Below are 17,931 nucleotides of genomic sequence, written 5' to 3' on the forward strand. Positions count from 1 at the left end.
AACTTCATTACTGGGGCAATAAAAGCTTTTTTTAGGGTAAAATTACATTCATTGCGCTGTTCTTAATAACTCTCTTCTACCATACTTACGAAAAGAAATATGTCACGGTTTTATTTTTTGAAATATTTAACACTGTCATGTAATCTCATTCTAGCCACTCCTTAAAGAGTTTTACTCGTTCTCTACTTACGATTAACTGTTGTTTATCAAAGCAATCCAACTTTACCTCTAAGCGCAAATTTGAATAACTCACGATATCTTTTATAGCATTAAGATTCACTATAAATTTTCTACTAATCTTAAAGAATTTTTCCGGATCTAGATCCTTCTCTAGTTTTTCTAAACTTAAATCTAGCAAATAGCTCCTGTTGCTATTGGTGTGGAGATACGTACCCTTATTTTCAGAATAAAAACAACAAACATCGTTTATTTCAAAAATCTTTAAATGCTGCCCTACCTGTATGGTAAATCGCTTTTTATAATCTTTTTGATACGTTTGCTGAAACATTTTCTGAATGTCTTCAGCCTTTATAAAACCAGATTTTTGCTTAAGCCTATTCGCTCTATATTTATCGACTGCCTCCTTCAACTCTTCATCATCTATCGGTTTCAATAAATAATCTACACTGTTCAATTTAAAGGCTTTTAGCGCATATTCATCATAAGCCGTAGTGAAAATAATAGCACTTTTAATTTCAAGATTTTCGAAAATCTCGAAAGACAACCCATCACTAAGCTGAATATCTAAAAAAATAAGCTCTGGATGCTCATTATTCTGAAACCAAACTACAGATTCAGCTACACTATGCAACATCGTTACCACTTCTAGTTCCAGGTGGCTCAACATTCGATGAAGTCTTCTGGCCGATGGTTTCTCGTCTTCTATAATTACTACTTGCATTTAATTAATTTAAGTGCTACTCCCATTTTTGTTTTTCCTCTTCTTCCATAAAAGATTTTATCTTACGCTCTTCCCAGTCCTTGTTGAACATTGGATTTATTTGGTACGCCTTTAATGCGTCAAAGATTAACCCAATTCCCCATCCGGCAGTTACCCATAAAAACCAAGGATATTCCCATTGATTCGAATAATAATTCACTGCTGCAAGAAAAATGTTCACTACGATATAGCTAAGAAGATGACTGTAGAATTTTTTTTAGTTCTTCTACTCGCTCTTTTGCTCTTTGATACCTGTTCTCTGAATTTTCCATTACTTTATTGATTACGTTTCATAAATTCTTTTATTTTTTTTCTCTTCCCAATTCTTCCCCAGCATCGGGTTATAACCAAAAACTTCCATCCCATGAAAAAGCAAACCTATACCCCAGCCTATTGCCGGAAAGATCACCCATGGGAAATCACTTTTTGTGAGCCAATTAAATACAGCCAAGGCGGGGATTACCACACAGTAAGAAGTCAAATTACCATAGAAACCTTTTAATTGTTTTACTTTCTCTTTAGCTCTCAAGTAACTATTCGTTTTATTCCATGTTACCTCTCTTTTCACAACCTCAATCTTCTTAGTTAATAATGGCAATCGTACCTCGAAATAATTTTCAGATTTATTTATTTGAACCTGTCTTTTAGTTAACAACCCATAACGTTGCTGAATATTGAACAAGCCAACCTTACTCCCTTTTCCTAAGATCTCTTTTTCCTGAAGATTATTTTTCACGACCAATTCATTCTTATCTTCAAAAATTTCGATATGCAAGGGTTGCTGTGGAGAAACCCGATTATGTTTTACTGCGTTTTCCAATAATAATTGAAGAGATAAAGGGACTATTTTAGCCTCAGCTAAATTCAGCTCCAGAGGAATGCTACATTTAATCCCTTCTTCAAACCTCATTTTAAGCAGATTTATATACGTTTTTGCAAATTTTATTTCTTCAGAAAGTTCCACCAGATCTTTATTTTTTTTGCTCCAGAACATATCTGTAAGTTTTAGACAAAGAAGTTGTGAATTTTTGAGCCGCGATTGGATTTTCTTCAATAAGAGATGTCAAAACATTCAAACTATTGAATAAAAAATGCGGATCTAATTGATTCTTTAACGCATCGAATTTTGCTGAAGCCGTTCCGGCAATAATTTTTTGTTCTGCAACCCTTCGCTCCTGCAAGGCTTTGTAAAAGTAAAATAGATGAAAACTAAGGGAAACAATAGCAGTAAAAAGTAGCGGAAAGAAATAATATCCTATGCGTTCATTTGCTAGAAATTCGGCGAAGTTGTATCTATTCTCAAAATAAACCAAGTGAATTGCTCTGCATATAAAAAATGCTGCCAAGGTTAGAACTATACTTCCAATAACCCCAATTACAACTCTTTGCACCCCTCTTCCATCCCAATTAATCTTGTTATTCATAACATAAAAGAAGAGTCCATTTACCATAGAAAGCATAAAACTGTAGAAAAAATAAATTCCCAAATTGGTAATGCTTAACAAATCATCTAAGGTAGTAGACGGACTGAATATTAGATCTAAGAATGCAATAACTATAGTAATTATAACACTTATCTTAATGAGCCTGTAAAGAAATTTATACATCGTTTCGTTCTTATTTCATTTTATAGTTCAAATATCTTTAAAACATCTCTCTGTTTAAAAACTTATAAACTGAACTGTAACTATTTTAGGTTGAACTGTGAAAATCTATTGAAACTATACTGCACGCCAGTATTAATTGGTCTTTTAAATAAATCTTAACACTATAATTAATATCTTCAAAATCTAAAACAATCTAACCTAAATTATGAATATTTTTGAAGCTTTAAGGCAAGAACATGAAATCCAAAGAGATCTTGTAAAAAAACTGGTGACTACACATGGGGACACTCAGGAAAGAAAGAAAATTTATGAGCAATTAAAACATGAACTTAAGATACATGCAGATGCTGAAGAAAGGCATTTTTATGTACCGCTTATACAAAAGGATCTTACTCAGGAAAAAGCAAGGCATAGTGTTGCAGAGCATCATGAAATAGATGAGTTAATAGAGCAACTTGACGATACAGAAATGAGTGCCTCTAACTGGTTGAAGATAGCAAAAGATCTAGAGCATAAAGTTACGCATCACTTAGATGAAGAAGAACATGAAGTTTTCCAGATGGCCGGAAAAGCACTTACAGAAAAGCAGAAGATTTCTTTAGCATCAGATTATAATAAGGAGATTACAAAGACTAGATAACTTACTAAGTTTTATTAAATAGAAAAACCGCTATAAAAATATTGTAGCGGATTTTTCATTTTTAGAATTTATTAGATCACAGCATATTATCTTTAGCATCATATTTTACCAGTTCTATCGCACTCGAATATGTTCTATCTAAAAAAGAGGTTTCGACTCCGCTCAACCTGACATCCCTAATACATATTATAATTTTGATAAAACATAATTACTGACATCTGTTTCAATATGAACTTCATAAGAATACAGATGCTCTTCAGAAATAACTTTTATAATGCTTTATCAGATTTTGATTGTTTCTGATTCTCTTTAAATGGTCTAATAATAAGTCTAGCTGCTTTATCGAAATTCACATAATTATAGACCCAATTAAAAAAGGTCACTAACCTATTTCTAAAGCCTATTAAAAACCATAAATGCACAAACATCCAAACAAACCATGCAAAGAAACCCCCAAAATTAAATTTCCCAAGATCCACTACAGCCCGATTTCGTCCCACCGTTGCCATAGTTCCTTTATCAAAATACTCAAAAGCTTCTAACTTTTTATTGTTCAATAAGTTTATAATATTTTTAGCTAAATGCTTTCCTTGCTGAATGGCCGGTTGTGCTACCATAGGATGTCCTTTAGGATATTCTTCACTTTCCATAACCGCAATATCCCCAATCGCAAATATATTATCATACCCATTTACCTGGCTGAAACGATTTACTTCATATCTATTCGCTTTTTCGATTAAAGCCGAAGCATTTAATCCCATAACCGGTGCACCTGTTACCCCAGCACTCCAAATAAAAGTATAGGTATTGAGCTTTAAGGAAGTGTTGGTTAATACTTCTCTCCCATCATAAGATTTCACTTGTGTATTTAAATGTAATTTAACTCCTAATTCTTCCAAAAATTTGGCTGCTTTTCTGGAAGACTTCTCGCTCATTGGTGGCAAAACCCTATCCATCCCTTCAATAAGATGAATTTCCATTTCTGAAGGATCTAAATCTGGATAATCTTTAGGAACGATATGATTTTTTAATTCTGAAATAGCTCCACTTAATTCCACTCCCGTTGGTCCGGCTCCTGCAATCACAAAATTCAAAAGTGCCTTTCGCTCTTTTGGATCATCGCTTATCACAGCTTGCTCTAGGTTTTCTAAAATAAGACTCCGAATATTTAATGCATGTGGTACAGATTTCATCCACATTCCATGCTCTTCGATACTATCATTCCCAAAAAAGTTGGTTTTGGACCCTGTAGCAATCACCAAATAATCATAGTGAAGTTCTCCGATATTCGAGTAGATCATCTGCTTTTCAGGATCTATACTAGAAACTTCGGCCATTCTAAAAAAGCCCCTAGTGCTTGACCTAATTATTTTTCTAAGCGGATACGCGATAGAATCCGGCTCTAATCCAGAAGTCGATACTTGATAAAGTAATGGTTGAAATGTGTGATAGTTGTGCTTATCTATTAATACCGTCTGAACTTTTTGTTTTAAAAGCTTTTTTACTAATGAGATTCCTCCAAATCCTCCTCCTATAATTACAACTCGGGGTAAATCAGTTTTAGGTATATTCATGTATCAATTTGGGATTTATTTAGAATTGTATAAGTCTGTATAGAATTCTTTAATAAGCTTAATAATTATTCGTCGAATTATATATCTTCGAAAATAAGAATAATTTGGCTTTAAAATAAATCCAAATAGGCAGTTTAGATTTTACCCCTACTAGATGTAACACTGTGCAACAATTAAAGACTAACAATCTGTAAACAGTATCTGTGGAGAAAGAATTAGAACATCAATTTGTAAGCAATCTTGAGAGAGATCAAAATATTGTACACAAAATATGTAGGATTTATACGAATGACCAAGCATCGCACAATGATTTATTCCAGGAGATAACTATACAGCTTTGGAAGGCATACCCTAAATTTAGAGGAGAAGCAAAATTTAGTACGTGGATGTATCGTGTGGCTTTAAATACTGCTATCACTTTATATCGTAAGAAAAAGCGAGGAATTCAGACTCAGGACTACGATTCGGTACATTTTCGAATAAAAGTAGATGAATATGATGATGAGACAGAACAACAATTGTCCTTGATGTACAATGCAGTAAAAGAATTAAACGATATAGACAAAGCTTTGGTGTTTCTATATCTGGAAGATAAAAATTACAAGGAAATATCTGAAACAATGGGTATTAGTGAAGTGAATGCGCGAGTTAAGATGAACAGAGTTAAAACTAAACTAAAAAAAAATATTAAATCCGTAAGCGTATGGATGAATTAGATTTATTAAAGAAAGATTGGAATAAGCAGCAAGGAAATTATCCGAAGCTCACTTTCGACCAGATCTACAAAATGATATGGAAACGTTCTCATTCTATAGTAAAATGGATTTTTTATATAAGCCTTATAGAATTATTGGCTGGTACTATTATAAATATTATTTTCTCTGGAGATGAATATTGGCAGGATATAGAAAAGAATGGTCTTTCTGAAATAATTACAGGTTTATACGTAGTAAGCTATGCCATCACTTTTTATTTTATCTATAGGTTCTATAGAAATTATAAAAGAATTTCTACTACAGATGATGCATCTACGCTAATGAAGAATATTTTAAAAACCAGAAGAACTGTAAAGTATTATATCGCCTATGTTTTAATTTCTACCGGAGTAGTTGTTGTTGGAGGTTTAACCTATATGATTTTGAACCATTCTCCTACAGATGTAGACGATGTTTCTAAATACACTTTTGAAACTTTGGATTGGTTGAAATTTATTGGAGTAACTGCATTTGTTTTAACTGTATTACTTGGCCTAATCTGGTTATTCTACCGTTTACTTTACGGAATATTACTTAGAAGATTGAAGAAAAATTATATAGAATTAAAGAAATTAGAAGTTTAAAAAGCTACAAAGTAATTAGCAACAATTTAAATTAATATTCCCACTGTCTGGTTTTATTAAGTTCTTCAATAGCTTCTAGTTCCTCTTGCGGAATTACTTTTAAAAATGAAGAATGTTGCTCGATCGCATATTCCAATTTCTCAACAATATCCTCTACAGTATCATTTTCATAATCAAATTCTAAAGCTGGTTTTATCTGAAAACTTTGAAGAATGCCTCTTTTCTTAAGTCGGATTCCTTTTTTATCGAAAGATCTTCTAAAACCATCTATTACTATAGGGATCACAATAGGTCTATTTTTCATGATAATATGGGCAGTTCCCTTTCTAATTGGTTTAAAAGGTTTGGTTGTTCCTTGTGGAAAAGTAATTACCCAACCATCTTTTAAGGCTGTTCCTATATTATCGGTGTCTTCCGTATTTACATCTCTTTTTATATCCTGGCCCTTAGAGCGCCAGGTTCTCTCTACTGTGATTGCTCCGGCATAGGCCATTATTCTTGTTAGAAGTCCAGCCTGCATCGTTTCTTTAGCAGCTACATAATAAAGATTGAGTTTAGGCTGCCACAAATAACCAACGTTTTTAATTGAATCTACTCTTCCACTCAAGCTCGCATTAAAAACATGAAACATCGCTGTAACGTCTGCAAAATATGTTTGATGATTAGAAACGAATAGTACATTGGTATCCGGAAGGTTTTTAATAATCTCGGAGCCTTCAATTTGAAGTTCATTAAAACCTCTATAACGCCTATGTGATAAAACGCCAAAAATACGAATTAGCCACTTTTTGATATATAGATAATGTCCAAATGGATTCCTAGACAATAATCCCATGTATTAATCTTAATTTGTTAATCTTATCTTAAAGAATTCAAAGATAGTAATAAACTTTAAAGGCTAAGCTTCAATAAATCCTTTAATTCACTTAACATCATTGCGGTTGCTCCCCAAACTACGTGGCCATTCAAGGAAAATGCGGGAACTTGGATATTTTTAGCATAAGAAGTGCTTAATTCTTGAGAGATCAAGTTTTTTTCATCCATAAAATGGTCCAAATTCACTTCTAAAATTTTTTCTACTTCAGATTCTTGAGGAATAAATTCAGGAGTTCTGTCTACAACTCCGACATATGGATGTACCCAAAAATTACTTGGTGGAATATATAACTTGGTTAATTTCTTTAATACACGAACTTCAGATTGTGGAATTCCAACCTCCTCCTCTGTTTCTCTTAATGCTGTATATTTTAAATTTTTATCGGAATTCTCTAAGCGACCACCAGGAAACCCAACCTGATTAGAATGTACTCCTTTATAGGTCTTTCTTAAAATTAAAACGAGATTGGTAATTTCATCTTTGTTCGGATAAAATAATGCCATTACCCCGGCCTTGCTTGGTTTTTTTGCAAGTATATCTGTATCGGCTAATTCCTTTATACGTAATAATGGAGCCAATTTATGCTGAGCCTCCACGCCTGGAAGTTCTAAATTCTTTAAATTTGATATTTTATATGTAAATTCAGTAAAATTCATGCCACGACAAATTTCTTTCCTTTTCGCTTTTCTAATCCTTTTTTTTTGCAAGTTGTGAAGATACACAAAAATCGAAGATCAAGAATGCAAAAACACCAGCATCCAACACTACTACAAAGGTAAAGGACTCTTCAGAAAATATAAATACTGCACCCAAGAAAAATAAGGATAAACTATTTCTACATGAGGAACCAATGCTTGTCCAGGAAGAGTTAATTCCGTTTTTAACTGAATACGGTAAAAAGCATCCAGAGAATAAAATTAGAATTAGTACCAGCTTTGGCGATATTGATATATTGCTTTATAACGACACACCTTTACACAGAGCCAATATGATTTTATTGATAAAGGAAGGCTATTTTAACGGTACCTTTTTTCATAGAGTCGCGAATGGATTTGTAATTCAAGGAGGAAATTCAGATAATAAGGAAACTAGTATTAAGAGGAATAATATGGGATCTTATTTAATCCCAAGTGAATTTAAGGCCGGGCATAGACATTCCCGAGGTGCATTTTCGGCGGCTAAATATGCAGAACAGAACGTTAGTAAAGCATCATCACCATTTGAATTCTTTATAGTGCAAAGCAATAGAGGCGCACATCATTTAGATAATGATCATACGGTGTATGGCAGAGTGATAAAAGGAATGGATGTAGTAGATAAAATTGCTGAACAACCTATTGGTGAGGGAGAATGGCCATTAATTAATATCCCGATGACCGTGGAGATTATAAAGTAAACTTAAGCTAAGATTTTTTAAAACGTTTTAGACTTAAGAATTTCCTTTAATCCGTTCTTAAAGATTTTTTTAAAGATAATTGCTGTCATTCCGAACGAAGAATGAGGAGGAATCTCATTTTATAGTGATTTCTCCTCGCTTTTTCGAAATGACAAATCATTAATCATTCAATTCATCTTTAAATACATACAATTCAGTAAATCAAATATTTATAATTTGAGAACTACGACTACATTTGATGCTATAACTTCTTAAAACTATAAATTATGAAAACTATTGCTGTATTAATCGCATTACTATTAAGTCAATTATTTTATGCTCAAACCGATGCATCCCCAGAGATTTCTGTTAAGGTAGAAAACATAAAAAGTGACGACGGATCCATCCTTATCGGAGTTTATTCTGAAAACACCTTTTTGAAAGCTAGGCCAGATTATTATGCTAAAAGTGAAATTATAGATGGAGTAGCAAGTGTAGTATTTAAAGATCTTCCCCCGGGAACTTACGCTATTTCTTGTTTTCATGATAAAAATGACAACGAACAAATGGACTTTGAACCAACCGGAATGCCTCTAGAGCCTTATGGAATTTCTAATAACAAGATCAATGACTACGGGCCACCACTTTGGACAGATGCTAAATTTGAGTTTGCAGATGAGTCCCTAAACATGACTTTAAAGTTGACAAACTAACAATAGATAAATGAAGCTGAATTATAATTTAGAATAGAATAAATCAATACCTTTGCGTTCGTATTAATTCTATTATATGACTATAACTCAGCTTCAATATGTTCTAGCCGTTGCAGAACACCAAAATTTTACAAAAGCCGCACTTAAAGTTTTTGTAACTCAACCTACCTTGAGTATGCAAATTCAAAAATTAGAAGACGAACTTGGCGTTAAGATTTTCGACCGTACTAAGAAACCCATTCAATTAACCGAAACCGGAAGAAAAATTGTTAATCAGGCGCGAAATATAGTTAATGAGAGCGATCGTATTCAGGACATCGTAGATCAAGAGAAGGGCTTTATTGGTGGTACATTTAGATTGGGAATTATTCCCACCATAATGCCAACCCTCTTGCCTATGTTTTTGAATAATTTTATAAAGAAATACCCAAAGGTTAAGCTTAAAATTGAAGAATTAAATACGGAAGCAATTATTGAACGCCTAAATGAAGGACACTTAGATGCTGCTATAGCGGCAACGCCTTTAGAATTAGACGGTATAAAAGAACAGGTGCTATATTATGAGCCTTTTGTAGGATATATTCCGGAAGGACATAGATTAGCAACAGATGCTAATTTAAATGTTGAAAATTTAGATATAGATGATATGTTGCTTTTAGAGGATGGACATTGTTTTAAAGATGGGATCATCAACTTATGTAAAGCCTCTAGGAATTATGATGGGGATCATTTTCAATTAGAAAGTGGAAGTTTTGAAACTCTTATAAAATTGGCAAATGAAGGTTTAGGAATGACTTTATTGCCTTATTTGCATACAATGGATCTTGGAGATAAAGAACGTAATAGACTAAAAATGTTTGAAGAACCTGTCCCTGCAAGAGAAGTGAGTTTAATTTACACTAAAAGTGAGTTGAAAATGCAGATTATAGAAGCCCTTCGCACCACCATAGCGGGCGTAATTAAAGGTGCAATCGCTTTCCAAAATGTAAAGATCATTAGTCCCTTAAATAAGAGAAAGAATGTTACAAACTAAAAGATCGGCCAATTGGCCGATCTTTTAGTTTAGATATATTAAACATTGATTAAGTTCTGGATTCTGCCGAGTTAAAGAAAGTATCCAAATTTTTAATTCCTCAATTTCATGAGGAAGCAATCTTTGAATCGCTTTTTTAACTTCTTTACAGAATAACACCGCATCAAAACTCACTTTATCAAGAATTGTTTTGGTGTATTCAAACATCGCTCTCGCCATATGTTGATACTGTTTTAAGTTGTTGATTTAATTTAAGTAAAAGTAGAATTGTACTATAGGCAGTTTTTATTAAATCCTATCCAATATAGTAAAAATTCGACAGCTTCGCAATGCTGATTGTGATTTAATAGATTTAGAATCTATTATCGCCGCTCAAAACGTCTCCAATACCCCCTAATAAACTGCCTTCTCCTTTATCTTTTCCGCCAGCTTGAGGAGCTGCTTGAAGCACTCTATTTGCTAATCTACTAAATGGTAACGATTGCACATAGACAACTCCAGGTCCCGTAAGTGTTGCAAAAAATAAACCCTCGCCACCAAAAATTGTATTTTTAATACCTCCAACAAACTCGATGTCATAATTCACATCTTGCGTAAAACCAATAATACAGCCCGTATCAACGCATATTTTCTCACCAACTTTTAATTCCTTACGAGCCATGGTTCCACCGGCATGAACAAATGCCATTCCGTCGCCTTCCACCTTTTGCATGATAAAACCTTCTCCCCCCAAGAAACCTCTTCCTAATTTTCTACTGAATTCGATTCCAATAGAGACACCTTTTGCAGCGCATAAGAAAGCATCTTTTTGGCAAATGAATTTCCCGCCATACTTAATAAGATCTAAAGGCAGTATTTTTCCTGGATAAGGAGATGCAAAACTCACTTTTTTCTTACCTGAAACTTCGTTGGAAAAAATAGTCATGAATAAGCTCTCACCGGTAAGTAATCTTTTCCCGGCGCCGAGAACTTTGCCAAGAAATCCTTCATTTTGCTTAGAGCCGTCTCCAAAAATAGTGTTCATTTTAATCCCGCTATCCATCATCATAAAGTTACCGGCTTCGGCAATTACTGCTTCGTTGGGATCTAACTCCAATTCTACATATTGCATTTCTTCTCCAAATATTTGATAATCTACTTCGTGTGAGTTCATAATTAATTATTTATATAAATAGGTAAGTAAAACCATGTAAACGTTACAAACAATAGGATAATTTTAAAAAATCCTTACTTATTACCTATATACTTTCTTACTAAATGATTTATATCTTCGGAAAAATTAAACCGAAGCGCTACCAATCCATAGATCGCGGTTGCCATAGTAGATTTCAAAAGAATATTTAAAATCGGATGAAATTGAAATTCCCAGAAATAAAAAATAGCAGTTAAGCCTCCTGTAAATAGTAAAATAATAAGGGTTTGAAGCGTAAACGGTTGCATTTTAAATTTATTAAGAACGATCAATAATTTTGAAACATTGTACACTGCAAAAGCCAAAAAACTGGCCATTGCAGCACCTAATATTCCGTAAACTGGAATTAAAAGCAAATTTAAAACGAAGGCTATAATGGAGAGTATAACGCCAAATATGAGTACTAATCTATAATAATCAGAATTAAAAAGGATGCTGTTATTATTACCCAACATATTGTCGAACAATTTCACTATTGCTAAAAGTAATATGATGACTGTGCTTATTTGATATTCCTGCGGAATCAATAAATAAAGTTGATTGATGTTTATAATAATCAGCACAAAAATTAGCGCACTCACTACTAGTAAGGTGAGTGAGCTTCGTTTGTATAAATTTTCCAACGACTTTTTATCGTTGCTATTTAGCAAACTTGCTGTGAGCGGATGGATAATTTGATGCATCGCCTTTTGAGGCACTGAAATTACAGTAGCGATATAAACCGCAATCCCGTAGATAGCTACATTTTCAATTGGCAGATAATGTTCTATCATCACCTTATCGAGATCTAATAAAATTGTAGCCACGGATCCTGCAATTAGTATTAGTGCTGAATATTTGAGAACAGTACTTAAGTTACTTGGTAATGAAAAATTAAATTTCGGCTTGTAAAGTGAGAATGCATATAGCTGCATGGCGATCGCCCTGAACACGAAAACCAAGACCATGGCATATATAAAATATTCCACAGAAATTATTGAAAAATAAACTAATAATAATAATATGGTGATACATATTCTATGAAACACTTCTTTCATAAAATTACCAAAGACACTCTGATAGTTGATTTTAGACCAAGCAAAGAAAACTTCGAAATAGGCCGTAGCAAAAGCTATTATAAAGATAAGCCAAATATAAGGCTGTACGAGCTGGTTACCGGCTTCAAAGTAAGCCAACAACCATTTATAACTAAAAACCCCTAAAAGACCCAACAAAATGGACACCCCAAGCGGAAGAAGCAGTATTAGGTTTAATAATTTATCTTTTTCTTCTTTTGTTTTATAAGAAGTGTAAAATTTTACAAGCGTATTATGAACCCCAAATGCCATAAATGGCCAAACGAGATTAGCAGCAGATAATAAAAAACTAACAAGTCCGTAATACTCTTTTTCCAGAAAATAAGTAAACAAAAAAAGTGTATTAATCGCCCCGATCCCAAACCCAAAGTAGGTCGTGATCATATTTTTAAAAGACTGCTTAATTATAACTCCCATTAGTTAAATCTACTCTTTTAAAAGTTTAGCCAATTCCCCGGTAAGATTCTTCCGACTATATTTTTCAGTATTTATAGAGCTTACCTTTAATTGCTGAGTTTTATATAATTTATACATACTCAAAATATGTGCTTTTAAACTCTCTTCATCCTTATAGCCAAAGTAAGTTCCGGCATTGGTTTCGCCTAATATATTCTCTACATCCCAATCCTTTGGGCCTAATGCTAGGATTGGTCGTCTTGCAGCCAAATATTCAAAAAGTTTTCCAGGAATAATTCCTTTGGTTTCAAGACTATCAATTTCTATTAATAGCAATACCTGCGAAGTTTGCTGAAAAAAATTTGCCTTTTGGTGCGAAACATAACCCGGTAATTCTAAATTAGGCTCTAATCCGTAACTTTTAATTGAACTCAAAACATCATCACTTACCTTCCCAACTAATTTTAAAACAAAGTCTTCTTTAAAATCATTGTTTTCTGAAGTCAATTCTTGCAAGACTTTCCAAAGGTTTTCAGGATTTCTAACAGAAAGTAAAGATCCAATATGTGCTAATGTAAATTTTTTATCAAGTTCCGTAGAATTCTCAGCACTAATATCATAACCATTTGTAATGACGCTTACCGGCTTATTGGTTTTCACATTGAATTCATCTTGGGTTGAAAAACTAGTAGTAATTATATGATCTGCAGTGGATAGCACCTCTGTTTCTAAAGCAACATGTTTAGCTTCGGCTGATACAGATAATTTTAACTTTTTATGATAGCCAATTTCGGTCCAAGGATCACGAAAATCTGCAAACCATTTTAGTTCTAACTTTTTCTTCAAACCAAGACCAATAAGATGTAAACTGTGCGGTGGGCCGGTGGTTATAATTGCATCTATTTTGTTTTCAGAAAGATAAGTAGAAAGAAATTTTACAGAAGGCTTGATCCAAAATTTCCGCGCATCCGGAATAAAGAAATTTCCACGGATATATAAAAATAGCTTTTGAAGAAAATTTTGAGTTTTCTCTTCTTTGATAATTCCGCTACTAATTGTGGAAGTTTCCTTTTTAGAAAACAGCTTAGCTAAAAAATAAGGCTCGAAAATCGGCTTTTTCAGGATGGTAACACCCTTCGGAATTTCTTTTAAAAGACTATTATCCACAATTGGATAATCAGGATTTTCTGGAACATACACAATAGGCTCTATATCAAAATCCCGTAAATATTTTACAAATTTCAACCAGCGTTGTACCCCTGGACCTCCAGCGGGTGGCCAATAATAAGTTATAATTAAAACTTTTTTCATAATGGCACTTTAGTTCCTGTAAATAAAAATCAGTTATTCTTTCTCCTTAAATAAAAAGAATATTCCGCCAAGAGTTAAAAGTCCAAGCAAAATTGAACTGGCAAGTGCAATACTACTTCCCGTTTTAATAACTTGTGGTTCAAATTTAAAAGTAATTATATGTTCACCTGCAGGAACTTGCATTCCTCTTAAAACATAATTTACATTGTAATGTGGCACTTCGTTATCACCTATATACGCTTTCCAACCATGTTCATAATACATTTCAGAAAATACAGCGAATTGATCTTTAGAAGAATTAGATTTAAAAACTATTTCATTCGGTTTTTGTGAAATCAGCTTTATACTGGCAGTAGAATCTTGTGCTTTACTCGCTGTCAACTCAGGAGTTTTAAATTCAGAGTTAATTATCGCAGTAGCTCTTAGATTGGTATCTGCCAAACTTAAAATTTCTTCATCTGGAGAATTTACCCATTTTATATTTTCAACAAACCAAACATTTCCAAAGGCATTAGGATTTTCTTGCGAGATAGGTCCTTCCTCTGTAGGCACAATAATATACTTTACATTAAGCATATTGAGCACCGGCAAATTATTTTTTGAAATATAAAAATCGAATAAATCTTGAATTCTTCCAGGTTTGGCAGCATGATAGCCACCAATAGAATTATGAAAATAGGAAGTTCTTCCTGTATTGAAAGGACTTTCAGCTAAATCGAAAACTCTAAAATGCCCTTTGTCTTCTAAGATTTGTGCATCTGCAGCGGTTTTCTGAAAAGGTTTATTCATAACTCTTGCAGCAACAAAATCATCGCTATTTACATATCTTCTATCTACTCCAACAAGATCGAATAAGATCAAAAAGATAAAACCAAGAAGTATCAAATTCTTATTCGCAAGCTTTTTTAAATAGGCATAAATAAACCCGGCAGCGATAAATACCAAAATAAGGGATCTTATAGCATCAGCAGTGAAAATAGACATTCTATCTTCTTTTAAAGCTCGCACGAACTCTATTCCCATTTGTTCAATATAAACCGAGTCACTTCCTCCACTAAAACTAAATAATGCCGATTTCAAAACAAGCAATACTAATGTAAAACCGGCAGTAATTATAGTTGCCCATTTTAAAGCGTGCATTTTTTCTTCCTCAGCTTCAAAACTATTGAAGAGTTTATGCAAGCCGAAAACTGCAAGAATAGGAATACATAATTCGGCAATAATCTGGATGGAGGATACTGCTCTAAACTTATTATAAAGCGGCACAAAATCTATAAAAAATTCAGTTACAAAACCAAAGTTCTTTCCCCAAGACAAGATGAGAGACAAGATGATTCCGCCTACGATCCACCATTTTAGTCTTCCTTTTATTAGAAATAAGGCAAAAACAAATAAAAATATAATACTAGCTCCAATATACGCCGGTGCTCCAACAAAAGGTTGTTTTCCCCAGTAGGTTGGTGCACTCTCCGCAAAATCTTTAGCCTGAGCAGGTGAAGCACCCATTCGCAATAATTGCTTGTACATTTCAGAATCCTCGTCAAGCTTCTCAGAACTGGAGCCACCCATAAATCTAGGAATAAAGAGATTCAGAGTTTCTACAATTCCATAGCTATATTCGGTGATATATTCATAATTCAACCCAGCGGTTTCCTTTTCTTTCCCTTCAGCAGTAATACTTAAGCCAGTATTGCCTCGAGTACTATACTGAGTATACTCTTGGGTTGCCATCAAATTTGTTGCATTAGTAGCAATTGCCAATAAGACAGCAAGTACCATCACTCCCAAAGCTTTGAAAAAATGTGGTAATTGTTTTTTTTCTGAAGGCATCTATTAAGTAGACCAATCCCAATACTAAAACGAGCATCAATAAATAATAGGTCATCTGAAAGTGATTTGCACCAATTTCCAATGCCATTGCAAAAGATAATAGCAGAAATCCACCGATATATTTATTTCGGAAACATAACAGAATTCCGGCAAGTACCATTGGCATGTAGGCGATTGCATGGGCTTTCGCATTATGCCCAACCCCAAGAATAATTATAAGATATGTTGAAAATCCGAAAGCTAATGCCCCCAGAAATGCCAGTTTGTAATCTAGTTTTAAGACTAACAATAGGATGTAAAACCCTATAAAATATAAAAACAAATAATCTGCCGGCCGCGGTAAAAACCGTAACGCAGCATCTAATTTTTTAATATAATTATGAGGATAATAAGCTCCTAATTGATAGGTTGGCATTCCTCCAAAAGCAGCATCTGTCCAATAAGGCTCTTCCCCGGTTTGGGCTCTAAAGTCATTTTGCTCCTTTGCCATTCCGGTATACTGAACAATATCGCTTTGGAAAATTTCTTTTCCTTGTAGAACTGGACTAAAATAAGCTAGAGAAATTATGATAAAACCAAAAACCACAAGAATATGTGGTAAAAAACCTTTTAAAGATCTAAACATAGATAGAATTTAATAGGAACGAAAATTAATCAATTTCTTCGAAATCGATGTACTCCCCTACTTTTTTATTGGATTTACTTGCTTTAGGAATATCTGAATCTATCTCAACTTTTCCTTTCTTTTTTGTTTTAGGAGCTGTTGGACCTGTAAATTGTTCTTGAAACTTTTGTCCGATACGTTTAAGAAACCACTTTAAGATGAGTGGCCCAAACCATTTTATAAAAATTTTAAAACCGAAATATATTAACAGAATTATTAATACGGTTTTCAAAATACTTTCAAATGATGCTTCGTGCATTTGTATATAGTTTCTGCAAAATTACTATTCTGATGAGAGAAATAGGGTATTTATATCGATAAAAAAATAATAAATTCTTCTATATTTGATTAGACTAACAACAACTTTATGAAATACTTTCCAATCAAAATAGTTACCATCTTTTTATTTTTAATATCTGGTTTAACAACCTTTGCCCAATATACCGAAACCATAAACTCAAATAGACCTGGAGCCTCTCAAGGCGCATTTTCTGTGGGTACGGGAGTTATTCAAATAGAAGCCGGGGGTTATTATGGAAATGATGACCACACCTTATTACGTACAAGTACAGATATTTTAGGCGCCGATTATTCTTTGCGTTATGGATTGTTTTTTGAAGCCTTGGAAATAAGTTTAATTGGTTCTTTTGAAGACAATGAGAAGTTTATAAGAATTGGTGCCAATGATGTAGAGTTTAAGACTCGAAATTTCAAGACAAATACTTTGGGTGCGAAATATTTAATATTCGACCCAAGTAGAACTATAAAGCCTGATAAACCGAATTTATATAGCTGGAAGGCGAATCAGCGATTTAAATGGAAAACTTTAATACCCGCAATATCCGTTTATGCAGGCGCCAATATTTCTCAATCAACAAATCCCTTTTTATATGAAGGAGAAAAGGCAATCACTCCTAAGGTTGCACTTATCACCCAACATAATTGGACGGGAAGTTGGGTTTTAGTAACAAACATTATTTTAGATAAGTTAACTGAAGACTTTCCCACCTATACCGGAATGGTTACTCTTACACATGCTTTCACTCCAAAATTTGCAGGTTTTTTAGAGTATCAAGGGATTATAAGTGATATTTATGCAGATGATATCGTTAGAACCGGAGTTGCGTATTTATTAACAGATGATCTTCAATTTGATGTTTCAGGATTGATCAACTTTAAGAATACACCGGACAGATGGCAAGTGGCTGCAGGAGTTTCTTATAGATTAGATTTACATAAGGAAGATGAATATCTAGATGATTCTTATGAAGGTGATAGAAGAAGAAAGCGAACAGAAAAAAGAGAAAATAAAAATAAAGAAGAGGAGATTCCTGAAGAGAATTAATCTGAACAATTATATAAAA

19 protein-coding genes and 1 pseudogene are annotated in these 17,931 nt (G+C 33.5%); 7 read left to right on the forward strand and 13 right to left on the reverse strand.

The window, feature by feature from the left end; all coding sequences use genetic code 11:
• Nucleotides 1-145: 145 nt before the first annotated feature.
• The 4 genes from ON07_RS02555 to ON07_RS17625 all read right to left on the reverse strand — a co-directional run bounded on the left by ON07_RS02555 (nt 146) and on the right by ON07_RS17625 (nt 2,547).
• Nucleotides 146-901, reverse strand: a complete 756-nt coding sequence (locus ON07_RS02555; protein WP_010227945.1) for a LytR/AlgR family response regulator transcription factor — start codon at nt 899-901, stop codon at nt 146-148.
• A 16-nt stretch (nt 902-917) separates the two neighbouring features.
• Complete coding sequence (locus ON07_RS14280) at nt 918-1,121, reverse strand: 2TM domain-containing protein (RefSeq protein WP_010227947.1); 204 nt, start codon at nt 1,119-1,121, stop codon at nt 918-920.
• A 102-nt stretch (nt 1,122-1,223) separates the two neighbouring features.
• Nucleotides 1,224-1,934 carry a 2TM domain-containing protein gene (locus ON07_RS17620; RefSeq protein ID WP_316928068.1) on the reverse strand — a complete coding sequence of 237 codons (711 nt, stop codon included), beginning with the start codon at nt 1,932-1,934 and terminating at the stop codon, nt 1,224-1,226.
• Nucleotides 1,912-2,547, reverse strand: coding sequence for a histidine kinase (locus ON07_RS17625; protein WP_316928069.1), 636 nt, complete (start codon nt 2,545-2,547; stop codon nt 1,912-1,914). The genes ON07_RS17620 and ON07_RS17625 overlap by 23 nt, the downstream gene beginning before the upstream one ends.
• Nucleotides 2,548-2,752: 205 nt before the next feature.
• Here ON07_RS17625 and ON07_RS02570 point away from each other — a divergent pair, with 205 nt between their 5' ends.
• Nucleotides 2,753-3,187 carry a hemerythrin domain-containing protein gene (locus ON07_RS02570; protein WP_010227949.1) on the forward strand — a complete coding sequence of 145 codons (435 nt, stop codon included), beginning with the start codon at nt 2,753-2,755 and terminating at the stop codon, nt 3,185-3,187.
• Between the two features lie 269 nt (nt 3,188-3,456).
• Here the strand turns inward: ON07_RS02570 and ON07_RS02575 are convergent, their stop codons facing one another.
• A complete protein-coding gene (locus ON07_RS02575; RefSeq protein WP_010227951.1) occupies nt 3,457-4,761 on the reverse strand; it encodes an NAD(P)/FAD-dependent oxidoreductase in 1,305 nt (434 codons plus the stop codon).
• 203 nt (nt 4,762-4,964) lie between these two features.
• Between ON07_RS02575 and ON07_RS02580 the strand changes: the two genes are divergently transcribed.
• Both ON07_RS02580 and ON07_RS02585 read left to right on the forward strand, forming a co-directional pair.
• On the forward strand, nt 4,965-5,477 hold the full coding sequence (locus tag ON07_RS02580; RefSeq protein ID WP_010227953.1) for an RNA polymerase sigma factor: 513 nt from the start codon (nt 4,965-4,967) through the stop codon (nt 5,475-5,477).
• Entirely contained in the window at nt 5,465-6,100 is a 636-nt protein-coding gene (locus tag ON07_RS02585; RefSeq protein ID WP_010227955.1) for a hypothetical protein, read from the forward strand. Before ON07_RS02580 ends, ON07_RS02585 begins: the two co-directional genes overlap by 13 nt.
• Before the next feature lie 31 nt (nt 6,101-6,131).
• Here the strand turns inward: ON07_RS02585 and ON07_RS02590 are convergent, their stop codons facing one another.
• Nucleotides 6,132-6,935, reverse strand: a complete 804-nt coding sequence (locus tag ON07_RS02590) for a lysophospholipid acyltransferase family protein (RefSeq protein ID WP_010227956.1) — start codon at nt 6,933-6,935, stop codon at nt 6,132-6,134.
• Nucleotides 6,936-6,991: 56 nt separating this feature from the next.
• Nucleotides 6,992-7,633: an NUDIX hydrolase gene (locus ON07_RS02595; protein ID WP_010227957.1), complete on the reverse strand. Its 642-nt coding sequence runs from the start codon at nt 7,631-7,633 to the stop codon at nt 6,992-6,994.
• Between the two features lie 194 nt (nt 7,634-7,827).
• On the opposite strand from ON07_RS02595, the gene ON07_RS02600 reads away from it, so the two are divergent.
• From ON07_RS02600 to ON07_RS02610, 3 genes are all read left to right on the forward strand, one after another.
• On the forward strand, nt 7,828-8,373 hold the full coding sequence (locus ON07_RS02600; RefSeq protein ID WP_010227958.1) for a peptidylprolyl isomerase: 546 nt from the start codon (nt 7,828-7,830) through the stop codon (nt 8,371-8,373).
• 266 nt (nt 8,374-8,639) lie between these two features.
• The gene (locus ON07_RS02605; RefSeq protein WP_010227959.1) at nt 8,640-9,065 is read left to right on the forward strand and encodes a DUF2141 domain-containing protein; all 426 of its coding nucleotides are present in this window, start codon (nt 8,640-8,642) and stop codon (nt 9,063-9,065) included.
• Between the two features lie 76 nt (nt 9,066-9,141).
• The gene (locus ON07_RS02610) at nt 9,142-10,098 is read left to right on the forward strand and encodes a hydrogen peroxide-inducible genes activator (RefSeq protein WP_010227960.1); all 957 of its coding nucleotides are present in this window, start codon (nt 9,142-9,144) and stop codon (nt 10,096-10,098) included.
• 24 nt (nt 10,099-10,122) lie between these two features.
• On the opposite strand, the gene ON07_RS16905 is transcribed toward ON07_RS02610, so the two are convergent.
• The 6 genes and pseudogenes from ON07_RS16905 to ON07_RS02640 all read right to left on the reverse strand — a co-directional run bounded on the left by ON07_RS16905 (nt 10,123) and on the right by ON07_RS02640 (nt 16,826).
• The gene (locus tag ON07_RS16905) at nt 10,123-10,317 is read right to left on the reverse strand and encodes a hypothetical protein (RefSeq protein WP_010227961.1); all 195 of its coding nucleotides are present in this window, start codon (nt 10,315-10,317) and stop codon (nt 10,123-10,125) included.
• 133 nt (nt 10,318-10,450) lie between these two features.
• Entirely contained in the window at nt 10,451-11,251 is an 801-nt protein-coding gene (locus ON07_RS02620; RefSeq protein ID WP_010227962.1) for a TIGR00266 family protein, read from the reverse strand.
• A gap of 74 nt (nt 11,252-11,325) precedes the next feature.
• Nucleotides 11,326-12,783: a lipopolysaccharide biosynthesis protein gene (locus tag ON07_RS02625; RefSeq protein ID WP_010227963.1), complete on the reverse strand. Its 1,458-nt coding sequence runs from the start codon at nt 12,781-12,783 to the stop codon at nt 11,326-11,328.
• Nucleotides 12,784-12,792: 9 nt separating this feature from the next.
• Nucleotides 12,793-14,073, reverse strand: a complete 1,281-nt coding sequence (locus tag ON07_RS02630) for a glycosyltransferase family 4 protein (protein WP_010227965.1) — start codon at nt 14,071-14,073, stop codon at nt 12,793-12,795.
• A 33-nt stretch (nt 14,074-14,106) separates the two neighbouring features.
• Nucleotides 14,107-16,528: pseudogene (locus ON07_RS14290) on the reverse strand (YfhO family protein).
• A 25-nt stretch (nt 16,529-16,553) separates the two neighbouring features.
• Nucleotides 16,554-16,826, reverse strand: a complete 273-nt coding sequence (locus ON07_RS02640) for a hypothetical protein (RefSeq protein WP_010227966.1) — start codon at nt 16,824-16,826, stop codon at nt 16,554-16,556.
• A 108-nt stretch (nt 16,827-16,934) separates the two neighbouring features.
• Between ON07_RS02640 and ON07_RS02645 the strand changes: the two genes are divergently transcribed.
• Nucleotides 16,935-17,912 (forward strand): transporter, encoded by a 978-nt coding sequence (locus ON07_RS02645; protein WP_010227967.1) that lies wholly within the window; start codon nt 16,935-16,937, stop codon nt 17,910-17,912.
• The last annotated feature ends 19 nt before the right edge of the window (nt 17,913-17,931 follow it).

The organism is Gillisia marina, from assembly GCF_000258765.1.
Taxonomy (GTDB): domain Bacteria; phylum Bacteroidota; class Bacteroidia; order Flavobacteriales; family Flavobacteriaceae; genus Gillisia; species Gillisia marina.